We start from the raw sequence: 21,116 nt of genomic DNA, 5'->3' as shown, positions 1-21,116 counted from the left end.
GCTATTAATGTTCAACAATACCTTTAGCGTTATCGCTTGCAAGACACGTCTAAATGCCACGGTAACAGAAGCTTAGCCTCACGTTATAGAAACTATGCTTAACGTCATTGAATAAAACCCTCTATTAACTTGGTTCTTTTCTGCAAAAGACCACATTACTTGTCATTAAACCTCAGTTTAACGATTTACAGATAATTATTACTCCGCCGCCTAGTAACAACTTTTGACATTATAAGTCGATGCCATATACATCGGATTTCAATTCTAATATGGTTACATTAGTTATATTCCAAATCATTCCAGCAGAGCCAACCCATAGTTAGTTTGGCTGATCACCATCAATAATGTGGTCAGTGGTATTTTTAGCTAATTAGATTAAGACTGTTGGCAAGAGGTTCGTGTACAGATTATAGATAAGGGGCAAGCACGCTTGCCCCAAAAAAGGTCAGCCGCGCTCAACGGCTGAATAGTAAAATCAGTTGATTGCGTAACTCGGCATCATCTAAGCTATCGAAAGGTAAAACCAAATCTTCTTTGTTATCCTTGTTAAGATCAACAACCTGTACCCGGCTGGCATCACGAGGTAAGGGCATCTGTACTTTATCGCTATTACGCTTAAACAACCCGCTGCCATCAGGTGCAAAAAAGCGTAATTCATTACCCCCCTCGCCTAGTAACAACGATTTACGACCATCACCATTCACATCAATCAGTTTAAATAACGGCATGTCGAAGCGCAGATTACTGATGCTGACATCAATCTTGGCTTGTTGTCGAAAATCGGCTTTCGCCGCATAGCTTCGATTTTCAGATAACAAATAAAAATCGACATCTAAATTAGCACTGCCACGCAGCAGCACTCGCACAATGGTGCCGACACCAATCTTGGTAGTCGGAATATAAAAGTCTTTTCGACCATCACCATTAAAATCGTCAATCACCACTTCGGTAGGCACTGAATCAATACTGATTTCGGTATCGGCGACGGTTGGATAAGTGACACCATCATCCGCTGCTCGCCCAAAGAAGATTTGAAAGCGACTGCTGCGCTCTAAGGCATCGGCTATTTGCTCCACATTTAGTACCAAATCGGGCAGCCCATCACCGTCTAAATCGGTGATATCTTCTAAGGTGGTGATATTTTGGCCCGAGTAGCTGCGCCCCGCATCCGAGCGTTGGTCTGCTTGGCGCTCGGTTGATAGCAATACCGGCCAACCGGGATAATAAGGCTCTAGTGCGAAGCTGCCATCCGTTTGCTGCAAAAACACACTAAAACGGCCTTGCTGCACAAACACCAGATCTAATAAACCATCTTGATCCACATCTATCGCATAATGGCTGCGGCCTGAGTAATCGGCTCGATTGTTGCCCCAGGTTTGTATTCTTGCGCTAACGGGTAACGCATAATGCACAAACTGCCCATCCGCTTGCTGGCGATAAAGGTGCATATGCTGAAAATCGGCAATTAAAAAGTCGCTGCGTCCCGACCCCAAATCAAGGGCAAAATTACGTTCGCGTAAACGCACTTCATCAATCACTCGAAACATTGAACTGCTGGCCAGCAAAGGTTGAAAGCGCCCAGCGGATAATGAACCGGCACTGGCTTGTTGGTAATGCACAATGCCGTCAGCGGTTAAAAAGACCAACTGCTCGGCCTCATAGCCAACTAATCGCGCTTTACTGAAAAACTGCGCGTTGGTTGGAATAGGCACGGCTAACGTTTGATATTGATCTAGTTCTACGAGGGTTAACCAACGCTCGAATTGACTAAAGCCGGACACCAGTAATTGATTTTGGCCTTGCAGCATCATGATACTGCCATTTGCTGGGTGACTTAGAGCCACGTGTACCCGATCCATTTCAAACGCTGCACTAAAAGGGGCATAAATACCCGGGATAGCAAGTGTGATCCATATACCCAACGCGGTAATAAAGCGCATAATGTTCTTCCCTTAAATAATCTGCGTTAACTACGTGTCATAGAACCAAAAAGTTTAGCTGTGTACCTAGGTATCAGCGGTTGTGTCAGCATTTAAACGGCGCAACACTCTTCCGGGATTGCCTGCCACAACAACATCAGCAGGTACATCTTGAGTCACAACGCTGCCTGCAGCAATAACGCTTCTTGCTCCAATGCTCACGCCAGGACAAATAATCACGCCCCCGCCGATCCATACATCATCGGCAATGTTAATGGGTAACGCTTGCTCGATACCGCTGCGCCGCTCATCAGCCCCTAAAGGATGATTCACCGTATAAATTTGCACTGCAGGACCGAAAAACACGTTGTTACCAATTGTCACCCAACCGACATCCAGCACCACGCAGTTAAAGTTAAAAAACACCTTATCGCCCAGTCGAATGTGCTGGCCATAATCACAGAAAAAAGGCGGTTCAATAAAGACATCTCGGCCCACTTCAGCAAATAAATCCTGTTGCAGCGTGCGTCGAATTTTCACTTGTTCAGGCGAGGTTTTGTTAAATTTATATAACAACTGTCGAGTGGCTAAACGCAATTCACGTAAAGTTTTATCTAATGGGTTATACCATTGAGCGTTAAGCATTTTCTCATATTCAGTCACAGCGGCCATCTCACTATTATAAAGGCCTAGACTAACAAAGTTATTTGAATTTACCCAGTAAAATTAACAAACCGTCAGGCTTTGCACCGCGCTAAAAAAAGCCCCGCACTACAGAGCATAGTGCGGGGCCATATTCGTAAATACGATGCTTAGCGAGCGTTGGTGCTTTCAAAAATTTTATCGGCTGAAGCCGCGACAAAACCGGTGTAAAGCTTGCCATTGGGCAGTGTATAACGGCGAGCAAATTCATAGAAACAGCTTGGGATCTGCGCTTCACCATCGCTAAACTGTACCGGCACAATATCGGCTAACGTTGAGGATTGCTCTAAGTACACCTCTGGCGTACCTTTAATTTCACCACCAGACGTATTCAATAAAAAACCGGCGCTTTTTAACGCTTCATTCACTTGTTCTAGGCTATCGAACTTCTGTAAATCATTCACGTTAACCGTAAAATGATTTGCGCGATAACCCCAAGCGGCGGTCCATGCTGCGTATTCGCTCTCAGCTAATAAAGCAGCATAGGTGGCGCCGTCAATTTGCCAATGCGTACCCGAGTATAAAAAGTTATCCGCCGTTACTGCATCGTCAGGGATCTGTGCCACTAATGCGGTGATCGTCTCACGCAGCGAAGCAGAACACTTATCTAATAACAATTCAGAAATAAACACTTTCGGTAGGCTGGTATCAGCATGTTCAAAATGCTTGGCATAAAGCTTTTTAGCTTCAAAATGGTATTCACCACACTCGGTATAGCCCAGCGCCAGAAAATGCGCTGCCAGCTTATCTAAATTGACTTTCGGTAAATTAAAGGTACGTAGCGCAATATGGTCATTAATCACATCATCTTTTTGTGATGAACCCAACAACTGGTGCACTTGACGAGCTGATGGCGTTACCGTCAGGTAATTTTGCCATAAATTTTCAAATAAGCTTTTTACACAAGTATGCATTGCAACTCCCAATAATGGCTAGGCTGGCACAGCCGCATGTGTTTATATTAACAAACACCGCTACGCCGACATTAATCTAAATTAATAAAACGTGCAAAATCACCTTCGGCCAATTGCAAGGCTGCGGCTAACTCTGCGCTGATCTGTAACTGTTGTTGTTGTTCATCAAACTGGGCATTTTTACCAAAACTGGCTCTAAACTCACTCAGGGCAGTATTCGCCACAGCTAAAGTGCGCTCACCACGCACTTCTTTAATGGTCACCGGTACACGGCGACTTAACGCGACAGAACGAATATCTTGTAAGCGGGCTTCTACCGTTGGGCCGGCATCAAACAAATCAATGTACCCCCGATGCTTAAAGCCTTCTTTTTCCAACATTTTTAGGGCTGGCTTAGTATTTTCATGCACCTGACCAATCACTTGCTGCGCCTCAGTAGGCAGTAAGCCCACATAAATAGGATGACGCGGCATCAACTCAGCAATAAAAGCCTTTTTGCCGACACCAATCAGTTTATCGGCCGTAGGAAAGTCGATGGTTAAAAACAAGTTCTGTAACCAATTCCAAAAAGGCGGCTTGCCCTCGGCATTGGTGGCACCTCGCATTTCGGCAATCACGATGTCAGAAAAGCGCTGCGGATGCTCGGCCATAAATAAAAACCGCACCTTAGACAGAAAGCGCCCAGCATGATTACGCCGATAACTTTCTCGTAAAAATAAAGTACAAATTTCTGATGCACCGGTATAGTCGTTACATAGCGTCAAGGTTTTTAATTGGTTTAATACATTCAACTCTGCGCTGTGATGGATCACGGTGTTTTGTTGAAAGTGATACAGCGGTGTATGTAAGCCAACGGCCGCTTCAATACCGGTGGTACCGACGATTTCACCTGTGCTGCAGTCTTCTAACACAAATAAATAACCGTGATCGCCTGGTGCAGAAACATCCACATTAAAACTGTGTGAAGCATGGGCAATTTTGTGTTGTAAACGCTCATCATGCACCGGTAAAGAGGTAAAGCCAGGGCCGGATTCCACCGCAATTTGTTTTAAGGCGGCAAAATCAGCCGTCGTAATCGGTCGGATCAATAACATACACATTGCCTCAGCGAATAAGCGAGAAAACAGTAACTCGTCGTAATGCCATTATATTCGCCATAGCTGACATTTTGCAGTATCATTTTAAACAGAATAAAAGAGTTATATTGCAATTTGCTAAGGGCATAATACAAAGTGATAAGCAAAGAAGATGAAAAACTGCTCGCACTGCTGCAAAAAGATGCGCGTGCGAGTATTTCCGACCTGGCACGAGCCTTATCCTTGTCTCGCGCCACGGTGCAAAATCGTTTGCAAAAATTGCAAGAAACTGGCGTGATCAAAGGCTATACCGTTGAAGTGGGCGAAAGCTGGTTAGCCAGTTTAGTGGCAGCACACGTTAGTATCAAAGTGAAACAAAAGTTGACGGCCCGCACCAATAATGAATTAAAGCAAATACCGCAAATAGCCGCTCTTTATGCCATTAGTGGCGAGTACGATTTAATTGCGATTGTGCAAGCTCAGAGTACTGAGCAACTGAGTCATTTACTCGACGATATTGGTAATTTAGAAGGGGTTGAACGCACCACCTCGTCGGTCATTTTAGAAACCAAATTTAAACGCCAAGCGTTTTAAGTCATATACATGAGAGAAACGGCCTTAATATGAACAGCAGCAAGTTGCCTCAGCGTTGTTAACTTTACAGCATCCTAAACAAAAGCAAGTGTTATTGATTGCACTGCCCATGATTGCCTCCAACCTCACCATCCCATTACTGTCGTTGGTCGATACCGCCGTGGTAGGGCATTTAGCACAGGCGTGGTATTTAGGCGGTGTGGCGCTGGGGAGTAGTTTAATTAGCTTAGTGTTTTTGTTACTCGGCTTTTTACGTATGAGCACCACCGGTTTGACGGCACAAGCTTTAGGCCGCAATAATCAACAAGCCTTACGCCAAAGTTTACTGCAAGCGGGCTTAGTGGCGCTCTGCTTAGCGTTAATTTTGTTAATCGTGCATCCATGGGTCATGCCAATCGTCTATAAGCTCAGCAGTGCGAGCTCAGAAGTGTTAACACAGGCTGAGATCTATTTTCAGATCCGTATTTGGAGCGCTCCTGCTGCCCTGCTGAATATGGTATTACTCGGTTGGTTTTTGGGCCTGCAAAACGCCCGTTATCCCATGTGGCTACTCCTGCTGAATCAAACCATCAATATCCTACTTGATCTAGTATTTGTTTTGGGCTTTGACTGGAAAGTCAGTGGTGTCGCGGCGGCGTCGGTCTTGGCCGATTACAGTACGCTTGCCGTTGGGCTTTACTTGGTGCGCCGCTTATGGCGACAACAACAACTGGGGCCTGTTAAATGGCCACAGCTGTTCTCAGCCGACGGTTATAGCCGACTCTTTGCTTTAAACCGTGATATTTTCATTCGCAGTCTTTGTTTACAACTGGTGTTTGTATTTATCGCTTTTCGAGGTGCCAGTTTTGGCGATACTGTAGTCGCTGCAAATGCGGTGCTGATCACCTTTTTAATGCTGGTATCTTATGCCCTAGATGGCTTTGCCTATGCCGCAGAAGCTCTGACGGGTAAAGCGGTTGGTGCAAAAGATCAAAGCGAATTGCGGCTGCTGCTTAAGATCTTGGCGGGCTGGGGATGGTTATTAGGGGGGCTATTCAGCGCGCTGTTTTGGCTGGCAGGCTCGACAATTATTAGCAGCTTAACCTCTATTACCGCGGTGCAACAGCAAGCAAACCTGTATTTGCCTTGGTTAATTGGACTACCGCTGTTAGCCGTTTGGGGCTACTTGCTTGATGGCATTTATATTGGGGCAACACAAGCACGCGCGATGAGAAACAGTATGTTGCTTGCCTTTAGTGGCTTTGCGCTGTGCTACCTGCTGCTACAACATTTAAATAATCATGCGCTTTGGCTAGCCTTGTCGCTATTTATGTTATTACGCGGTTTAAGTTTAGCATGGCCACTGTATCGCCAAGGTATCGTGGTGCTATTTCGTTAAAGCAAAAAACCGCTAAATTGTGCTATGCTGCGCCACTATTTTTATTCAATGACGAGCAGCAGAGTTGTTTATGCGTGTGATCATCCGTTTATTTTTTCGCTTTATTCGTTTGGTATTAACCCCTGTTATGTTACTGGCTGAAAAACTCAGCACCCCAAGCCCGATGGCTCATAGCGCCGAGCAACAACAACAATTATCTCAAGCCTGCCAGCAATTGGCACTGTATCAATTTGCCGCCTGCCCTTTTTGCATTAAAGTGCGCAAAGAGATGGCCCGTTTAGGCTTAAACATCCAAAAACGTGACGCACAGCACCATGCCGAGTACCGGCAACAACTGCTTAGCGGTGGCGGAAAAGTGAAAGTACCTTGTTTGCAGATCAAAGATGACTTGGGTGAAACGCAGTGGCTGTATGAATCTGAGGCGATTATCTTACACTTACAAAGCCTAGTGACCGCCAGCCGTTCTTAATGGTAATAGCGCATCGAATATGCGCTACTTGTCATCCGCTATGTTTTAAGCACCTTGTTTAAATGCGTTGTTTAAATACGTGAGAATAGCCAACACGACCGTTTTAATCGCTAATCAACCGTATGCACATAATCACATTGCTGCTCAGCTTTCGTTAAGTTTTTTGAACCACTGACCGTAAAATCAAATTTAATGGAAGTCAACACCGGTTGCTTCGCACTGTTTTGAGCACTGGCGACCCATTGCCAATGCGCTAAAGCCTCTTTCGCGTTTGCATCAAAAATGCCTTTAGGAAATGACGTGATAATCGATACGGCTGTGGCCTTACCGTTTTCATCGATCCCCACAAGCATATCGACACAACCTGATAGCTGGTTAAATGCAGCATCAAGCGGATAACGTGGCTCTTGTTTTTTTTCGGCTATCCAATATTCGTCTAATAAATCTTTTTTATCTTCAGCCGTAAGATTAAGATAATTCAGCCCAGCCAGTGCCGCGGCGTGATCAGTACCTTGTACCGAATCATTGGCTTTACAACCGATTAAAAGCACACCTAACACGCTTATACACACGATTTTTTTCATCACTAATTCCCTCTAGTTTTTGATTTATGACACCATACTTCGGCTAAGATTGTTTCACCGTTATGCTTCATGCTTTATGCTGAAGGTTGCCTGCGTTTTACCGACGCAAAACAAAGCAATCTGAAAGTGGCTTGCTGCACACATAAACACAGAGTTGCCGGCCGAACTATCGCGGGGATCGAGCTTATTCTGAACTACTGTAAAAATTTATTAACAATAAATAACAGTTAATGATTGCAAATGCAATAATATAATTCTTTAACAACTCGGTAGGTTTCAAAGCTCTGCTTTTCTGTTAAAACTAGACTGATCGTAATAGCCAACTGGCGCAGGTTTTTGCATTGATTAAATAAAAAATATTGATAACCGCACTGCACAAATTGAATAAAGATAAAATAATAATAACGTTTTGGTCATGTTAATATGTAAAGTGATAAATATACTCATTTCATTCAAACGAGAAGGTTATGATTAATCAGTTACAGCAAAAATATCAACTGTCATTGCTGTTGTTACTTGGTGTGGTTGCTGTGCTGGGTGTTTTACCTTTCGCCGTAATACGTTACCTAGAAGGCAACTTGATAGCAGCGGTCATCGATATCACGCTGGTTTTGGGCATTATAATGTTAGTTGTTTATGCCTATTTAAGCCTGCATATCCGTGTGGTCAGCATTGTAATTGCCATCTTTATTAATACAGGTGTCGTCGTTATTGGCAGTGCTAATGGTATAGACAGTTTTTTATGGATCTACCCGGTTTTCGTCAGTACTTTTATCTTAGTGAAGCCCATAGAGGCTTTTAGTATAAATATGCTGGCCGGTATTGCGCTGGCAGTACTCTCTGACATTTTTGTTATTGTGTCATTTAACTCCTACTTTGTTTCAATCTTAATGTTGTCTCTATGCTCCTTTGTTTATGCTAGCCATAGCGCTAAGCAGTTTAGTTTACTGGAAACCCTCAATACAGTCGATGCACTTACCGGCGCCTTTAATCGCCGAGCCATGAGCGTTGATATAAAAGCCGCCCTAGCAACCGCAGAGCGTAACGGTGGCAAACCTATGTTAGCTATTCTCGATCTGGACTATTTCAAAGCCATTAATGATAACTTTGGTCATGCGGTGGGCGATCAGGTGCTCAAAGATTTTGTGGCCATTACCACCGCCAATATTCGACAATATGATCGATTGTATCGGTTCGGTGGTGAAGAATTTGTGTTACTGATCCCGCAAATCAATGAGCAGCACCATGCGTTTATTCAAAACCTTAGAACCGCGATTAAAAGCACATTAACAACACCCGATGGCCAAGAAATCACCGTGTCATTTGGCGTAGCACCTTGGCTGCCAGGCACCACAGAGGATAGCTGGTTAAAACGTGCCGATAAAGCGTTGTATTTAGCTAAAAACAGTGGGCGAGATCGTGCCATATTCAGTGATGAGTAAATACGCTGCATTACATAATTTGTAAGTCGCTAATTATTTACCTTACATCTGGTGCAATTCGTAACACTCCTAATGTGCAGTGATTTCAACCTATCTCGATACATGGGATAATTTTGTTAACAACTTAACTTGGTAACGTCAAACTTTGTAAAATATTCAGAGCCTATATAACAGGTTGAATTCATGACAAAGCAAAAATGGCCAGAAACCTTTAGCAAAAGCTGAGTTATGGGCTGCCCCATCTTTAACATTGCCTAACGATTACTCCTAACGCGAGATGGTGCACTGCAGTTTTTTCGTATTGAATATGATGTCGTTTTACTGCATATTCAGTTCATTCTTGCAGATTAATTAGGCTGCCATGTCATTCTTAAAATTAAGCTATGTACTTATCATTGCGCTTGCCACGACATTTCCTTTAACCAGCTACGCTAAGCTTGATAAAAACGAACAACAAATCGTTACACAGGTTGCACAACATCTGCCTCAGGCATTACAAGAGATAGAACAAGCCGTCAATATCAATAGTGGCTCGCTGAATCTTGCGGGTGTTAAAAAGGTTGGACAGTTAGCCACTGCACAATTAACCGCTATTGGTTTTAAAGTAGAATGGCTGGATGGCAGCGCTTTTAACCGCGCGGGCCATGTGCTTGCAACACGCGAAAGCAACAATCCAAATGCCATTAAAATACTGATGATTGGCCATCTTGATACCGTATTCGCCGAAAACGATAATTTTAACACCTACACACAACTTAGTCCGACTTTAGCATCCGGTCCGGGTGTTGCCGACATGAAGGGCGGCAATACGATTATTATTACTGCCCTTAAAAGCCTGCACGAACTCAATTTGCTTAACAATGTCAGCATTAAGGTGTTACTCACTGGCGATGAGGAAAGCAGCGGCCAGCCATTGAATTTATCGAAGCAAGCCATAGTCGATGCGGCAATCTGGGCAGATGTAGCTCTGGGCTATGAGAATGCGGATAACAATATTGAAACCGCTATGGTCGCGCGGCGAGGCTATATCGACTGGACACTTACCGTGGAAGCACAAGCTGCTCATTCGTCACAAATATTTAGTGACACCGTGGGTTTTGGCGCTATTTATGAAGTCTCTCGCATTTTAAATAGCTTTAGAGAGCAACTCGCTTCGCAGCCTAATTTAACCTTTAACCCAGGACTGATAGTTGGCGGCACTCATGCCGATTTCGACAATGCCCATTCTACCGCAACGGCGTTTGGAAAAAGTAATGTTATCGCCCAAAAAGTCTATGTTGCCGGTGATCTACGTGCGCTGTCTCCCACACAAGAAGAAGATGCCAAAAAAACAATGCAACGTATTGTTAGTCATAACTTAAATGGCAGCAAAGCGACGCTTGAATTTGCAGACGGCTACCCCGCCATGGCAATGACTGAAGGCAATCAAAAATTATTGGCCATGTATAGCAAAGCCAGTGAAGATTTAGGCTACAACAAAGTGGTGGCAGCCAACCCACGCAATGCCGGTGCTGCCGATATCTCATTTGCTGCAAACCATGTAGACATGGCACTTGATGGGCTAGGTTTAATGGGCGCGGGTGCTCACACTCAAAATGAAACGGCAGATCTAACGAGTTTAAGCAAAAACATCGAAAAATCAGCTTTGCTTATTTATCGATTAGGGCAGTTATAACCATTCCTAAATAGCCAAATTATCACGGCGGCTCACAGTGCAGATAAACCGCCTCACGAAGGGCTAGCGTTGACAACAACAGCGTCTGGTTAAGTTTCAGGGTCATCTGAAGAACGTGGCTCTGCCAAAAGTTCTTTATAATGCTTTACCGCAAAATAGGTAACAATTTGAGCATAAATAAGACCGCCGGTGGCGCCACCTAGAGCAGTACCAAGCATTTTTAATTCATATATTTCACCTATATCAGCGCCTAAAGATCCACTAAGACCACAGAAAATCAGCCCAAGCCACCCGAGCCAACTACGCAAACATCTCGAGGAAGCTTTTTGCCATAACCGTTTTCTTTCACTCTCTGATAAATGGGAAAGCTCCGGAATATGATTAAATGACCAGTATATTTTCATGCTGATGCCCCAGAAATCATAACTTGCGATTAAGTACTAACTGTTGAACTCGCAATTTAATGTTACCCGTTAAAGCCAACAGAGCGACACAACTGTTGGTTTTTAGTTAACAATGTAAATAATATAGCTGAATACTATTTTTTTACCATCTCATTAATGAAACAACAACAAAGGGCGTCTGAACACCCCTCCCCTTAACAACCGTGTGCCATTTTCTAGTTAGTTTTTTTCAGATCCCTGAGATGTGACAAAAATACTGATAAGCTTAGTCAAGTTAGTGAGAATTTTTCTGAAAAAATGCAGGCAAATACCGATCACAACAAATACATAAATAGAAAACGTATCAAATGAGAAAATGTTAGCTTGGGTCAAATCAATGCCTGAATTAATCATTAGTGCAAAAGTTATCATTACCGATAATCCTGCTATGAAAAATTCTATCAGTACGGACTTTAATTTAATTGATTTCATTCCAGCATTCCTTTTGAATTTAACATGATAGAAAAACCATAATGCAGCCAGTACGCGCGGACCTGTCGTTAAGATAAAGACATAAGACAAAACATGTTTCATAACAACGTTTTTGATCAATCATGTTCTGCTCAAATGATTAAAACTGAGCTTTTCTTAAAAGCATTCATCATTAACAGTGCCATGCTTACTCAACAAACACCTTCATCCTGTCAAGATGGGCTTCGCCAAAATTGTTAACCTATTAACTTTAAATCATTACTTTTTATTTGCAAATAGCGCAATAGTTTAAAGGCCTTTGTTTTATGTACCTGGTAAAAAGAACCAGTTAAACCGTCTGAATAAATGTTCTACTCTCTGTACCTAATGCATTAAGCCGACCTTTATGATTACGCAGTTAATTTAGTAAAAAAGTGCTTAATATTAATTGATTAGCAACATCACCAAGCAGATAGGCTATGATCATTTAAACAATTACAGCTCTGGAAAGTGCTCAGACATAAGCTTTTCCACCATCAGCATATAGCTTCTAACTATGCTATATAACAAAATGGCATTACTAACTCTCTTGTAGTAACCAATACGCATATTAAACTAACACTTCTGATCATGAAGGAGTGAATGACAATGCGTAACCTATTATTGGCTGTGGTGCTTAGCAGTAGTTTATTAAGTCCGGCCTTAGTGGCTAAAGAGTTGCTCAATAGCAGCTACGATATCGCCCGCGAACTCTTTGCTGAAATTAACCCGTTGTTTGTAGCACACTGGCAAGCTGAAAGCGGTGAAACACTAACCATTAACCAATCGCATGGCGGTTCTTCACGCCAAGCGCAAGCCATTATTCAAGGGCTGCGGGCGGATGTTGTCACCTTTAACCAAAGTACCGACATCGATATTTTGTATCAGCGCGGTAAGTTACTGCCGCAGAATTGGCGTGAACGGCTGGCCAATAACAGCTCACCTTACTACTCCACCATGGCTTTTTTGGTTCGGAAGGGAAACCCAAAGCATATTCAAGATTGGGCCGATCTCACTAAAGACGATGTCGCCTTAGTCTTTCCTAACCCAAAAACCTCTGGCAATGCCCGTTACACTTATTTAGGGGCCTACGGTGCAGCCAAGTTACGGCTTGCTGATGATCAAGCCGCGCGAAATTGGATGGTCGATTTTTTAAGCCGCGTGGTGGTGTTTGATACCGGCGGTCGGGGCGCCACAACCTCTTTTGTTGAGCGGCAATTAGGCGATGTGCTGATTACGTTTGAATCGGAAGTGAACAACATCATCAAGCAATACCCCGAGTTACAACTGGAACGCGTGGTACCGAAAACCAATATTTTAGCGGAGTTCCCGGTAGCGTGGATCGACAAAAATGTTGAGCGTAATGGCACCACTGCACAAGCAAAAGCTTACTTAAACTTTTTATATTCTGAGCCAGCCCAGCAGGTGTTAGCGAGCTACTTCTATCGAGTACATCACCCAAAAGTGCAAGCTAGCAGCCAAGCACAATTTCCAGCAACGGAATTGTTCACCGTTGAGCAACAATTTGGCAGCTGGGAGCAAGTTAATAAGCAGCACTTTGGCAGTAACGCAGAACTGGATAAAATTTTAGCTGAAGGACGCCGTAACTAATGGCTGCTTACCAAACCAAAAGAGTGTTACCGGGTTTTTCCATTAGCTTGGGCAGCAGTTTATTTTTTATCGGTTTGGTTATTTTATTGCCATTAACCGGCTTGGTGATGGAAGTAGCGCAACTGAGCCTAGCAGAATACTGGGCAATTATTAGCGATCCCCGCGTGGTGGCCACATACCAAGTCACACTGTCGGCTGCTTTAGTGGCCAGCATACTGAATTTGTTTTTTGGCTTGCTGATGGCTTGGATCTTAACGCGCTATCGCTTTCCTGGGCGGCTGTTACTTGATGGCTTAATGGACTTACCCTTCGCCTTACCCACGGCGGTAGCCGGCTTAACCTTGGCAGCATTGTTTGCTACTCAAGGTTGGTATGGCCAGTATTTTGCGCTATGGGATATCAAGGTGTCTTATACCTGGTTGGGTATTGTCATCGCCATGCTGTTTACCAGCGTGCCTTTTGTGGTACGCACCGTTCAGCCCGTTTTAGAAGAGTTTGGCCCTGAATACGAAGAAGCCTCGGCGACGCTGGGGGCAAGCCCATTACAAACTTTTACTCGGGTGATCTTACCGGAAATTAAACCCGCTTTATTAACCGGTACCGCCTTGTCGTTTACCCGCAGCTTAGGCGAATTTGGTGCCGTTATTTTTATTGCCGGTAATTTGCCTTGGCAAACCGAAGTGACATCGTTAATGATCTTTGTCCGCTTACAGGAATTTGACTACGCCGCGGCTGCGGCGATTGCCAGCGTAGTGCTGCTAAGCTCGTTAATCTTATTATTTATCATTAATGGTATTCAGCAGCGCTATCAACACATTACTGGAGCATTAAAATGACGGCTCGGGTAAAACACCCCTTAAAATGGTGGTTAATTGGTACCGGAATTACCCTCAGTGTGCTGCTGTTGTTGGTGCCGCTGATCTTTATCTTTATCGCCGCCTTTGCTGCCGGTGTTGGCGGTGTTTGGCAAAATTTACAAGATGCCGATATGCTACATGCCATTGGTTTGACCTTGTTAGTAGCAGGGTTAACTGTGCCCATTAATGTGCTGTTTGGTACCTTAATTGCTTGGTGTGTTACGCGCTTTACCTTTCCTGGCCGCCGCTTATTGCTAACGCTGATTGATATTCCGTTTGCGGTGTCACCTGTGGTAGCCGGTTTATTGTATTTATTGCTTTATGGCAGCAACGGTCCTTTTGCCCAGTGGCTAGACGCCGCCGATATGCAGCTGATGTTTGCATGGCCAGGCTTAGTGATGGTCACCGTATTTGTGTCTTGCCCTTTTGTAGTGAAAGAACTCGTGCCCTTAATGTCTACTCTGGGCACCGAACAGGAAGAAGCGGCAGTGTTACTCGGTGCCAGTGGCTGGCAAGTGTTTTGGCATATTACCTTTCCGAATATTCGTTGGGCACTGTTATATGGCGTGATCCTCACTAACGCGCGTGCGGTCGGTGAGTTTGGTGCGGTCTCCGTCGTTTCAGGTACGATACGCGGCCAAACCAATACCTTACCCTTGCATATCGAGTTATTGCAGCAAGATTACAATACGACAGGAGCCTTTATTGCCGCCGCTTTATTAACCTTGATGGCAATTGCCACGCTCATCGTCAAAGCCGTTTTACAATGGCGCCTGCAACGGGCTGTATAAGCGGTTCAGTTAAAATGGCAAAGCTAAATACGAAATTGTCCTTAATAACTTTAGGTTCAGGCTTTTTATCGGTATTTTTAAACATTGCTAAGCTGAAAAGACAGCCAGTAATGCTAAGATGGCAACACCTTAGTGGCAAAGACAGGTCAATGCCTTTGCAGGCGTAAATATCTACCCTCTATACTCTTTATTTAACAGCAGATGTTTGCAAGGAGCGAAATGCTACTGTTACTGATTTTACTGCCCTTTGTCGGCGCACTCATCGCGGCCTTTATGCCTGCACATGCGCGAAACCGCGAAGCCTGGTTTGCCGCACTGATTGCACTGAGTGGTTTGCTGCTGACCTTTTCTCAATATCCGGTTATTTCCGAAGGACTGAGCTTACGCCAAGAGATCCGTTGGTTCACGGCTATCGATTTAAACTTGGTGTTTCGGCTTGATGGTTTAGCCTGGCTGTTTACTGCCTTGATCCAAGGGATCTGTTTACTCGTGGTGGTTTACGCTCGCTACTATATGTCTCCTAAAGATCCGGTACCGCGGTTTTTCGCTTTTCTGTTGGCCTTTATGGGCGCGATGCAAGGTATCGTGTTATCTGGTAACTTAATACAGCTAGTGATGTTTTGGGAGTTAACCAGTCTTACCTCCTTTTTATTAATTGGTTATTGGCATCATCGACCCGACGCACGCCGTGGTGCTCGAATGGCTTTTACCGTTACCGCCTTTGGTGGCTTGTGTTTATTTATTGGCGTGTTATTACTTGGCCATGTCGCAGGCAGCTACGACTTGGATCAGGTGCGCCAAGCCAGTACAACCATTCAAGCTCATCCTTGGTACTTAGCGATTGTGATGTTAGTGGCAATAGGAGCCTTAAGTAAAAGCGCGCAATTTCCATTTCACTTTTGGTTACCGCATGCCATGGCCGCCCCCACGCCGGTTTCGGCCTTTTTACATTCGGCTACCATGGTTAAAGCAGGCATCTTTTTATTGATGTTACTGTGGCCGGTGCTCGCGGGCACACCAGAATGGACATGGATCATCGGCACTGCTGGGGTCTGTACCATGTTGGTCGGTGCTTTTTTGGCGATTTTTCAACATGATTTAAAAGGCCTACTGGCCTACTCTACTATTAGTCATCTTGGCTTGATTGTGTGCTTATTAGGTATCGGCACGCCTTTAGCCATGGTGGCGGCTATCTTTCACACCTTAAATCATGCCATCTTTAAAGCCTCGTTATTTATGGCCGTAGGTATCATTGACCATGAAAGCGGCAGTCGTGATATGCGCGCGCTCAGTGGCTTACGCCAGGTGTTACCCTACACTGCCACGTTAGCCATCGTGGCCAGCGCAGCGATGGCGGGTGTGCCGTTGTTAAATGGCTTTTTATCCAAAGAAATGTTCTTTGCCGAGGCGTTGTTAGTCGGCTCAAGCTCAAATTGGTGGATGTCGGCTGCGGCGGTGTTAATGGGGATCTTTGGCGTGGCTTATTCGCTACGCTTTATTCAAGTGTTTTTTGGCCCAGTGCAAACGGTTAAAGCCAACCCGCATGAACCGCCACGCTGGATGCGCTTTCCGGTCGAGTTTTTAGTGCTGTGCTGTTTTGTGGTGGGGGTCTTACCTGAATTGAGTATCGGGCCGGTGTTACACGGCGCCGCACAATCAGTCTTGGGTCAAGCCCTACCCGCATACTCGTTAGCCATTTGGCATGGCGTTAACTTGCCGCTAGTCATGAGTGTTTTGGCCTTTGTTGGCGGTATCAGTTTTTATTTTTGGCTCAGCCGTTATTGCCAATTGCATCAACGTGATCGGGTGCCATTATTACATCGCTTAAATGGTAAAGCCGCTTACGAAACCACCATGTTGATCCTCGCTGCCAGCGCCGCACGCTTAGAGCGGCAGCTTAGTACCCGCCGCTTACAACCGCAACTAATATGGATGATTTTAGCGGGGTTAGCGGCATCGATATGGCTGTTATCGGCTTGGCCAACACTCAGTGTCAGTTGGCCAAACGACACACTCAGTTTGGCTTTTGCATTGTTATGGTTAGTGGGCTGTAGCTGTGCCATTGCGGCGGCCTGGCAGGCAAAATTTCACCGTTTAGCCGCCCTTATTTTAGTGGGGGGTACCGGTATCGCCACCAGTGTCACGTTTTTGTGGTTATCGGCACCCGATTTAGCCTTAACACAACTGATGGTGGAAACCGTCACCACGGTATTATTACTGCTTGGTTTACGCTGGCTACCGGCGCGTATTGCGGCGAAAAAACTGAATTTACAGGCATCGGCACGCGATCGGTTACGCCGCATTCGCGATTTAATCATTGCCATCAGTGCTGGTTCAGCTTTAGCTGTTATCAGTTATATTATTTTGCGCCAGCCAGATAACGCCACCTTAAGTCGTTTTTACTTAGAAAAAGCCATACCTGAAGGCGGCGGCAGCAACGTTGTCAATTTACTATTAGTGGATTATCGAAGTTTAGATACGCTGGGCGAGATTGCGGTATTAAGCATCGTGGCTTTAACCGTCTATGCCCTACTGCGACGTTTTCGCCCTGCTATTGAGAGCATTAAGATCCCACCGCAACAACGCAATCCTCTGGACCCGGCTTATTCACAACTGCCCAGTGAACAAGCAATCAGCGGTTACTTACAGATCCCAGGCGTCTATTTACGCTTGCTGTTACCTATTATTTTGCTGGTGGTCGCCTACTTCTTTTTACGAGGCCACAACCTGCCCGGCGGCGGTTTTATTGCTGGGCTGATTTTCTCAGTAGGGTTAATTATTCAATATATGCTGTCTGGCACGGCCTGGGTTGAAGCCCGCTTCAAACTACAACCGCACCGCTGGCTCAGTTTTGGCTTAGTGCTAGCGGCACTAACCGGGGCTATGGCTTGGTATTTTGACCATCCGTTTTTAACCACACATACCTTGCACCTCGATTTACCTCTGCTGGGCAAGCTGCATTTACCCAGTGCGATGTTTTTTGATCTGGGCATCTTTGCAGTAGTAGTTGGCACCACCATGCTGATCTTAATCGCTATCGCCCACCAAACTGTGCGCAGTCATCGTATCCCGGGTATCAAAACAGAGACAGACACCGCAGAGGAGCGCCGTTAATGGAACTGATTTTAGCAACTAGCATCGGCATTTTGTTCGCTTCAGGTATTTGGTTAATCTTACGTCCACGGAGCTTTCAGGTGATTATTGGCCTGTTACTGTTGTCTTATGCAGTGAATTTATTTCTGTTTATTACCGGCAAAATTCAGGTCAATCGTCCCGCTTTTGCCAGCGACGCCGTCAGTTTTATCGAAGGGCTCTATGCCGATCCGTTGCCGCAAGCCTTGGTACTCACCGCCATTGTGATTGGCTTTGCGACCTCGGCGTTATATCTGGTGGTGTTATTAGGCTCTCGTGGTTTAACCGGTACCGATCACGTCGATGGTAAAGAGCAGGAGCATGACGAATGAGTTTGCTTTTAGCCGAGATCATCGTATTACCGATCGTGTTGCCGTTATTCACCGGTGCCTTGCTGCTGCTCATAAACGAACGCCATCACAAGCTTAAGTTTTTTATTAATCAAACCAGTACCCTACTGTTATTTTTACTGGCCATTCTGCTGCTAGTTATCACCGATAGCGCCCCCGCCGAACAAGGCTTGCTGGTAGTATTGTCCGCTAACTGGGCTGCGCCCTTCGGTATTGTGCTAGTCGGTGATCGTTTGGCTACGCTATTTTTATTAGTCGGGGCATTACTGGCCAATGCCGCGTTAATATTTTCTTATAGTCGCTGGGCGCGTTTAGGTGTGCATTTTCATACTTTGTTTCAGTTTTTATTAATGGGTATTAATGGCGCCTTACTCACCGGCGATCTGTTTAACTTATTCGTGTTTTTTGAAGTGATGCTCGCCGCATCTTATGGGCTGTTATTACACGGCTACAACATCACCCGGATCCGCGCCGGTATGCAATATATCGTGGTGAATCTGCTGGCGGCGGTGTTTTTCTTACTGGGTATTGCTTTAGTCTATTCTGCAACTGGCACATTAAACTTTGCCGATTTAGCGGCGAAAATGCCCGCATTAGCGGACGAACCACGGCAATTACTGCACGCGGGTGCTGCTATGCTGGCGGTGGCTTTTTTAACAAAAAGTGCCATTTGGCCTCTTGGGTTTTGGTTGCCGACGACCTACTCGGCCGCATCCCCGCCAGTGGCCGCCATGTTGGTCTTTTTAACCAAAATGGGGATTTATGTTCTGCTGCGGCTATATTACCTTTTATTTGGTGCCAATAGCGGTGCCTCGGCCGGTTTTGCTGCTGATTTCCTACTTTATGCCGGCTTAATGACCATGGCTTTTGGCGCGCTGGGTTTACTCGCGTCACAGGACTCCAGTCGCATAGCCAGTTACAGTGCGGTGATATCTTCAGGCTTATTGCTCACCTTATTAGGCTTAGCCGAGCCGAGTATGCTCAGTGCCATGCTGTTTTATTTGATCAGCTCTACCTTAGCAGTAACCGCTTTTGTGTTGTTAACTGAATTGATTGAACGGATCTACACGCCGGCCGATAGCGTGTTTGCATTGAGTATGGAGTTTTTTGCACCAGAGGAAGAAAAGCAAGAGTCAGCAGGCGTGGCGATCCCTGCGGCAATGGCCTTTTTAGGTATGAGTTTTGTAGCCTGCGCGCTTATTATTGCAGGCTTACCACCGCTATCGGGCTTTATCGCCAAGTTTAATATCTTGCATCATCTGTTGCAGCTATCCTTTAGCTTAAGCCATTGGCTGTTGCTTATTTTGCTCATGCTGGCAGGGTTAACCGCTATTATTGCCTTTATGCGCTTTGGCGTGCGCAGCTTTTGGACAGCACAAGCCACTACCAGCCCGCGCTTGAAATTAAATGAAGCAGGCCCCGTGCTACTGCTGTTAGCGCTTTGTATCAGCTTAGCTTTTTTTGCTGAGCCACTACATAACTTACTGGAGCGTATTACTGCTGACTTACAACATCCACAACGTTATATCGAGCAGGTCTTAAGCACTTTACCAACACGAAAGGAGGCACCATGAATAAACTGCTGCCTAGTCCATTGTTGTCGGTTAGCTTAATCGTGATATGGCTACTACTTAACCAATCATTGGCCCTTTCTCAACTGCTTTTAGGCGGTCTGCTCGCATGGGTTATCCCTATGTATTGTGCGCCGTTAGCCATTAAAGGCTCGCGTATTCGCAAGCCTTGGGTACTATTTCGTTTACTGGCATGGTCGGCTACTGAAATTGTCCGTTCTTGTATTAATGTCAGCCGCATCATTTTATTTCGGCGCCAACATCAACTGAATTCGCAATTTATTCGTGTGCCATTGCATTTAAGAGATGTCACCGGGCTTGCCGTTTTATCGTGTATTATTAATTCAACCCCTGGCACGGTTTGGGTAGAAATTCTGCCAGATACACATGAGTTATCATTACATGTATTTGATTTACATGATGAAGCCTGGTGGATAGACACCATTAAACAGCGCTATGAACAACCTTTGATCGAGATTTTTGAAGGGGCAAGCCAATGAGCCTGTTACTGACAATGGCATTATATTTTAGCCAATTTTGTTTACTGCTTGCCATGCTCTGCTGTGGAATTCGTTTGATCCGTGGCCCCGCCGCTCAGGATCGGGTGTTAGCCTTAGACACTTTATGGATGGTGGCCATGCTATTTATTCTAGTGCTCGGTATCAGTTTTGGCAGCGTGTTGTATTTCGAAATCGCATTGTTAATTGCCTTAATTGGCTTTGTTTCAACCTTGGCCTTAGCGAAGTTTTTATTACGTGGAGAGGTGATCGAATGATTGAATTAGCCGAGTCGATCCCAGCGTGGATCGCAATACCGGTGGCCTTGCTGTTAATTGCCGGTAGCCTGATCACCTTAATTGGTACCTTAGGCTTAGTACGTCTACCCCATTTTTATCAGCGTATCCATGGCCCGGCGATCAGTATTACTTTTGGTACCACCTGTTTTGTGCTGGCGTCGATGCTGTATTTTAGCGGTTTAGGGCTGCGACCTGTGCTGCACGAACTGTTAATCAGTGCTTTTGTACTGCTCACGGCCCCGGTCAGTGCCATGTTGTTAATGCGCGCGGCAGTTTATCGAGATTTACGCAACACCCACAAACAAGCACAGCACGACAGCGCAAAGTCTAGCCAACCCCCATCAGCTTAGCAGGCCTTGGTG

21 protein-coding genes are annotated in these 21,116 nt (G+C 45.2%); 14 read left to right on the top strand and 7 right to left on the bottom strand.

What is annotated here, in order from left to right:
* Window positions 1-455 precede the first annotated feature (455 nt).
* The 4 genes from ACUJFL_RS09085 to astA all read right to left on the bottom strand — a co-directional run bounded on the left by ACUJFL_RS09085 (window position 456) and on the right by astA (window position 4,629).
* Entirely contained in the window at window positions 456-1,940 is a 1,485-nt protein-coding gene (locus ACUJFL_RS09085) for an FG-GAP repeat domain-containing protein (RefSeq protein ID WP_226751528.1), read from the bottom strand.
* Between the two features lie 66 nt (window positions 1,941-2,006).
* The gene (locus ACUJFL_RS09080) at window positions 2,007-2,591 is read right to left on the bottom strand and encodes a sugar O-acetyltransferase (RefSeq protein ID WP_445427272.1); all 585 of its coding nucleotides are present in this window, start codon (window positions 2,589-2,591) and stop codon (window positions 2,007-2,009) included.
* 140 nt (window positions 2,592-2,731) lie between these two features.
* Window positions 2,732-3,535: a DUF1338 domain-containing protein gene (locus tag ACUJFL_RS09075; protein ID WP_445427271.1), complete on the bottom strand. Its 804-nt coding sequence runs from the start codon at window positions 3,533-3,535 to the stop codon at window positions 2,732-2,734.
* 71 nt (window positions 3,536-3,606) lie between these two features.
* Window positions 3,607-4,629: an arginine N-succinyltransferase gene (astA, locus tag ACUJFL_RS09070; RefSeq protein WP_229585929.1), complete on the bottom strand. Its 1,023-nt coding sequence runs from the start codon at window positions 4,627-4,629 to the stop codon at window positions 3,607-3,609.
* Window positions 4,630-4,767: 138 nt separating this feature from the next.
* Between astA and ACUJFL_RS09065 the strand changes: the two genes are divergently transcribed.
* From ACUJFL_RS09065 to ACUJFL_RS09055, 3 genes are all read left to right on the top strand, one after another.
* Complete coding sequence (locus ACUJFL_RS09065; protein ID WP_226751524.1) at window positions 4,768-5,205, top strand: Lrp/AsnC family transcriptional regulator; 438 nt, start codon at window positions 4,768-4,770, stop codon at window positions 5,203-5,205.
* A 55-nt stretch (window positions 5,206-5,260) separates the two neighbouring features.
* Window positions 5,261-6,583: an MATE family efflux transporter DinF gene (gene dinF, locus ACUJFL_RS09060; protein WP_445427270.1), complete on the top strand. Its 1,323-nt coding sequence runs from the start codon at window positions 5,261-5,263 to the stop codon at window positions 6,581-6,583.
* A 70-nt stretch (window positions 6,584-6,653) separates the two neighbouring features.
* The gene (locus ACUJFL_RS09055) at window positions 6,654-7,052 is read left to right on the top strand and encodes a glutaredoxin family protein (RefSeq protein ID WP_306176554.1); all 399 of its coding nucleotides are present in this window, start codon (window positions 6,654-6,656) and stop codon (window positions 7,050-7,052) included.
* Between the two features lie 110 nt (window positions 7,053-7,162).
* Here the strand turns inward: ACUJFL_RS09055 and ACUJFL_RS09050 are convergent, their stop codons facing one another.
* On the bottom strand, window positions 7,163-7,636 hold the full coding sequence (locus ACUJFL_RS09050; RefSeq protein ID WP_445427269.1) for an energy transducer TonB: 474 nt from the start codon (window positions 7,634-7,636) through the stop codon (window positions 7,163-7,165).
* A 467-nt stretch (window positions 7,637-8,103) separates the two neighbouring features.
* Between ACUJFL_RS09050 and ACUJFL_RS09045 the strand changes: the two genes are divergently transcribed.
* Both ACUJFL_RS09045 and ACUJFL_RS09040 read left to right on the top strand, forming a co-directional pair.
* Window positions 8,104-9,078 carry a GGDEF domain-containing protein gene (locus ACUJFL_RS09045; RefSeq protein WP_445427268.1) on the top strand — a complete coding sequence of 325 codons (975 nt, stop codon included), beginning with the start codon at window positions 8,104-8,106 and terminating at the stop codon, window positions 9,076-9,078.
* Between the two features lie 361 nt (window positions 9,079-9,439).
* Window positions 9,440-10,753, top strand: coding sequence for a M20/M25/M40 family metallo-hydrolase (locus ACUJFL_RS09040; protein WP_445427267.1), 1,314 nt, complete (start codon window positions 9,440-9,442; stop codon window positions 10,751-10,753).
* Between the two features lie 89 nt (window positions 10,754-10,842).
* Here ACUJFL_RS09040 and ACUJFL_RS09035 read toward each other — a convergent pair whose 3' ends face one another.
* Together ACUJFL_RS09035 and ACUJFL_RS09030 are read right to left on the bottom strand one after the other, a co-directional pair.
* Window positions 10,843-11,157, bottom strand: coding sequence for a hypothetical protein (locus ACUJFL_RS09035; RefSeq protein WP_445427266.1), 315 nt, complete (start codon window positions 11,155-11,157; stop codon window positions 10,843-10,845).
* Window positions 11,158-11,376: 219 nt separating this feature from the next.
* A complete protein-coding gene (locus tag ACUJFL_RS09030; RefSeq protein ID WP_445427265.1) occupies window positions 11,377-11,628 on the bottom strand; it encodes a hypothetical protein in 252 nt (83 codons plus the stop codon).
* Between the two features lie 627 nt (window positions 11,629-12,255).
* On the opposite strand from ACUJFL_RS09030, the gene cysP reads away from it, so the two are divergent.
* From cysP to mnhG, 9 genes are all read left to right on the top strand, one after another.
* A complete protein-coding gene (cysP, locus tag ACUJFL_RS09025) occupies window positions 12,256-13,257 on the top strand; it encodes a thiosulfate ABC transporter substrate-binding protein CysP (protein WP_226751517.1) in 1,002 nt (333 codons plus the stop codon).
* Window positions 13,257-14,093: a sulfate/thiosulfate ABC transporter permease CysT gene (gene cysT, locus ACUJFL_RS09020; RefSeq protein WP_226751516.1), complete on the top strand. Its 837-nt coding sequence runs from the start codon at window positions 13,257-13,259 to the stop codon at window positions 14,091-14,093. Before cysP ends, cysT begins: the two co-directional genes overlap by 1 nt.
* Window positions 14,090-14,905, top strand: a complete 816-nt coding sequence (cysW, locus tag ACUJFL_RS09015) for a sulfate/thiosulfate ABC transporter permease CysW (RefSeq protein ID WP_226751515.1) — start codon at window positions 14,090-14,092, stop codon at window positions 14,903-14,905. The genes cysT and cysW overlap by 4 nt, the downstream gene beginning before the upstream one ends.
* A 219-nt stretch (window positions 14,906-15,124) precedes the next feature.
* Window positions 15,125-18,019 carry a monovalent cation/H+ antiporter subunit A gene (locus ACUJFL_RS09010; RefSeq protein ID WP_445427264.1) on the top strand — a complete coding sequence of 965 codons (2,895 nt, stop codon included), beginning with the start codon at window positions 15,125-15,127 and terminating at the stop codon, window positions 18,017-18,019.
* On the top strand, window positions 18,019-18,369 hold the full coding sequence (locus ACUJFL_RS09005) for a Na+/H+ antiporter subunit C (RefSeq protein WP_226751513.1): 351 nt from the start codon (window positions 18,019-18,021) through the stop codon (window positions 18,367-18,369). The genes ACUJFL_RS09010 and ACUJFL_RS09005 overlap by 1 nt, the downstream gene beginning before the upstream one ends.
* Window positions 18,366-19,961, top strand: a complete 1,596-nt coding sequence (locus tag ACUJFL_RS09000; protein ID WP_445427263.1) for a monovalent cation/H+ antiporter subunit D — start codon at window positions 18,366-18,368, stop codon at window positions 19,959-19,961. The genes ACUJFL_RS09005 and ACUJFL_RS09000 overlap by 4 nt, the downstream gene beginning before the upstream one ends.
* Window positions 19,958-20,458 (top strand): Na+/H+ antiporter subunit E, encoded by a 501-nt coding sequence (locus tag ACUJFL_RS08995; RefSeq protein WP_229585913.1) that lies wholly within the window; start codon window positions 19,958-19,960, stop codon window positions 20,456-20,458. The genes ACUJFL_RS09000 and ACUJFL_RS08995 overlap by 4 nt, the downstream gene beginning before the upstream one ends.
* The gene (locus tag ACUJFL_RS08990) at window positions 20,455-20,733 is read left to right on the top strand and encodes a K+/H+ antiporter subunit F (protein ID WP_226751510.1); all 279 of its coding nucleotides are present in this window, start codon (window positions 20,455-20,457) and stop codon (window positions 20,731-20,733) included. The genes ACUJFL_RS08995 and ACUJFL_RS08990 overlap by 4 nt, the downstream gene beginning before the upstream one ends.
* Window positions 20,730-21,104 (top strand): monovalent cation/H(+) antiporter subunit G, encoded by a 375-nt coding sequence (mnhG, locus tag ACUJFL_RS08985; RefSeq protein WP_226751509.1) that lies wholly within the window; start codon window positions 20,730-20,732, stop codon window positions 21,102-21,104. Before ACUJFL_RS08990 ends, mnhG begins: the two co-directional genes overlap by 4 nt.
* The last annotated feature ends 12 nt before the right edge of the window (window positions 21,105-21,116 follow it).

Source organism: Alishewanella sp. HL-SH05, assembly GCF_052655985.1.
This window is presented reverse-complemented; position numbering and strand designations above follow the sequence as displayed.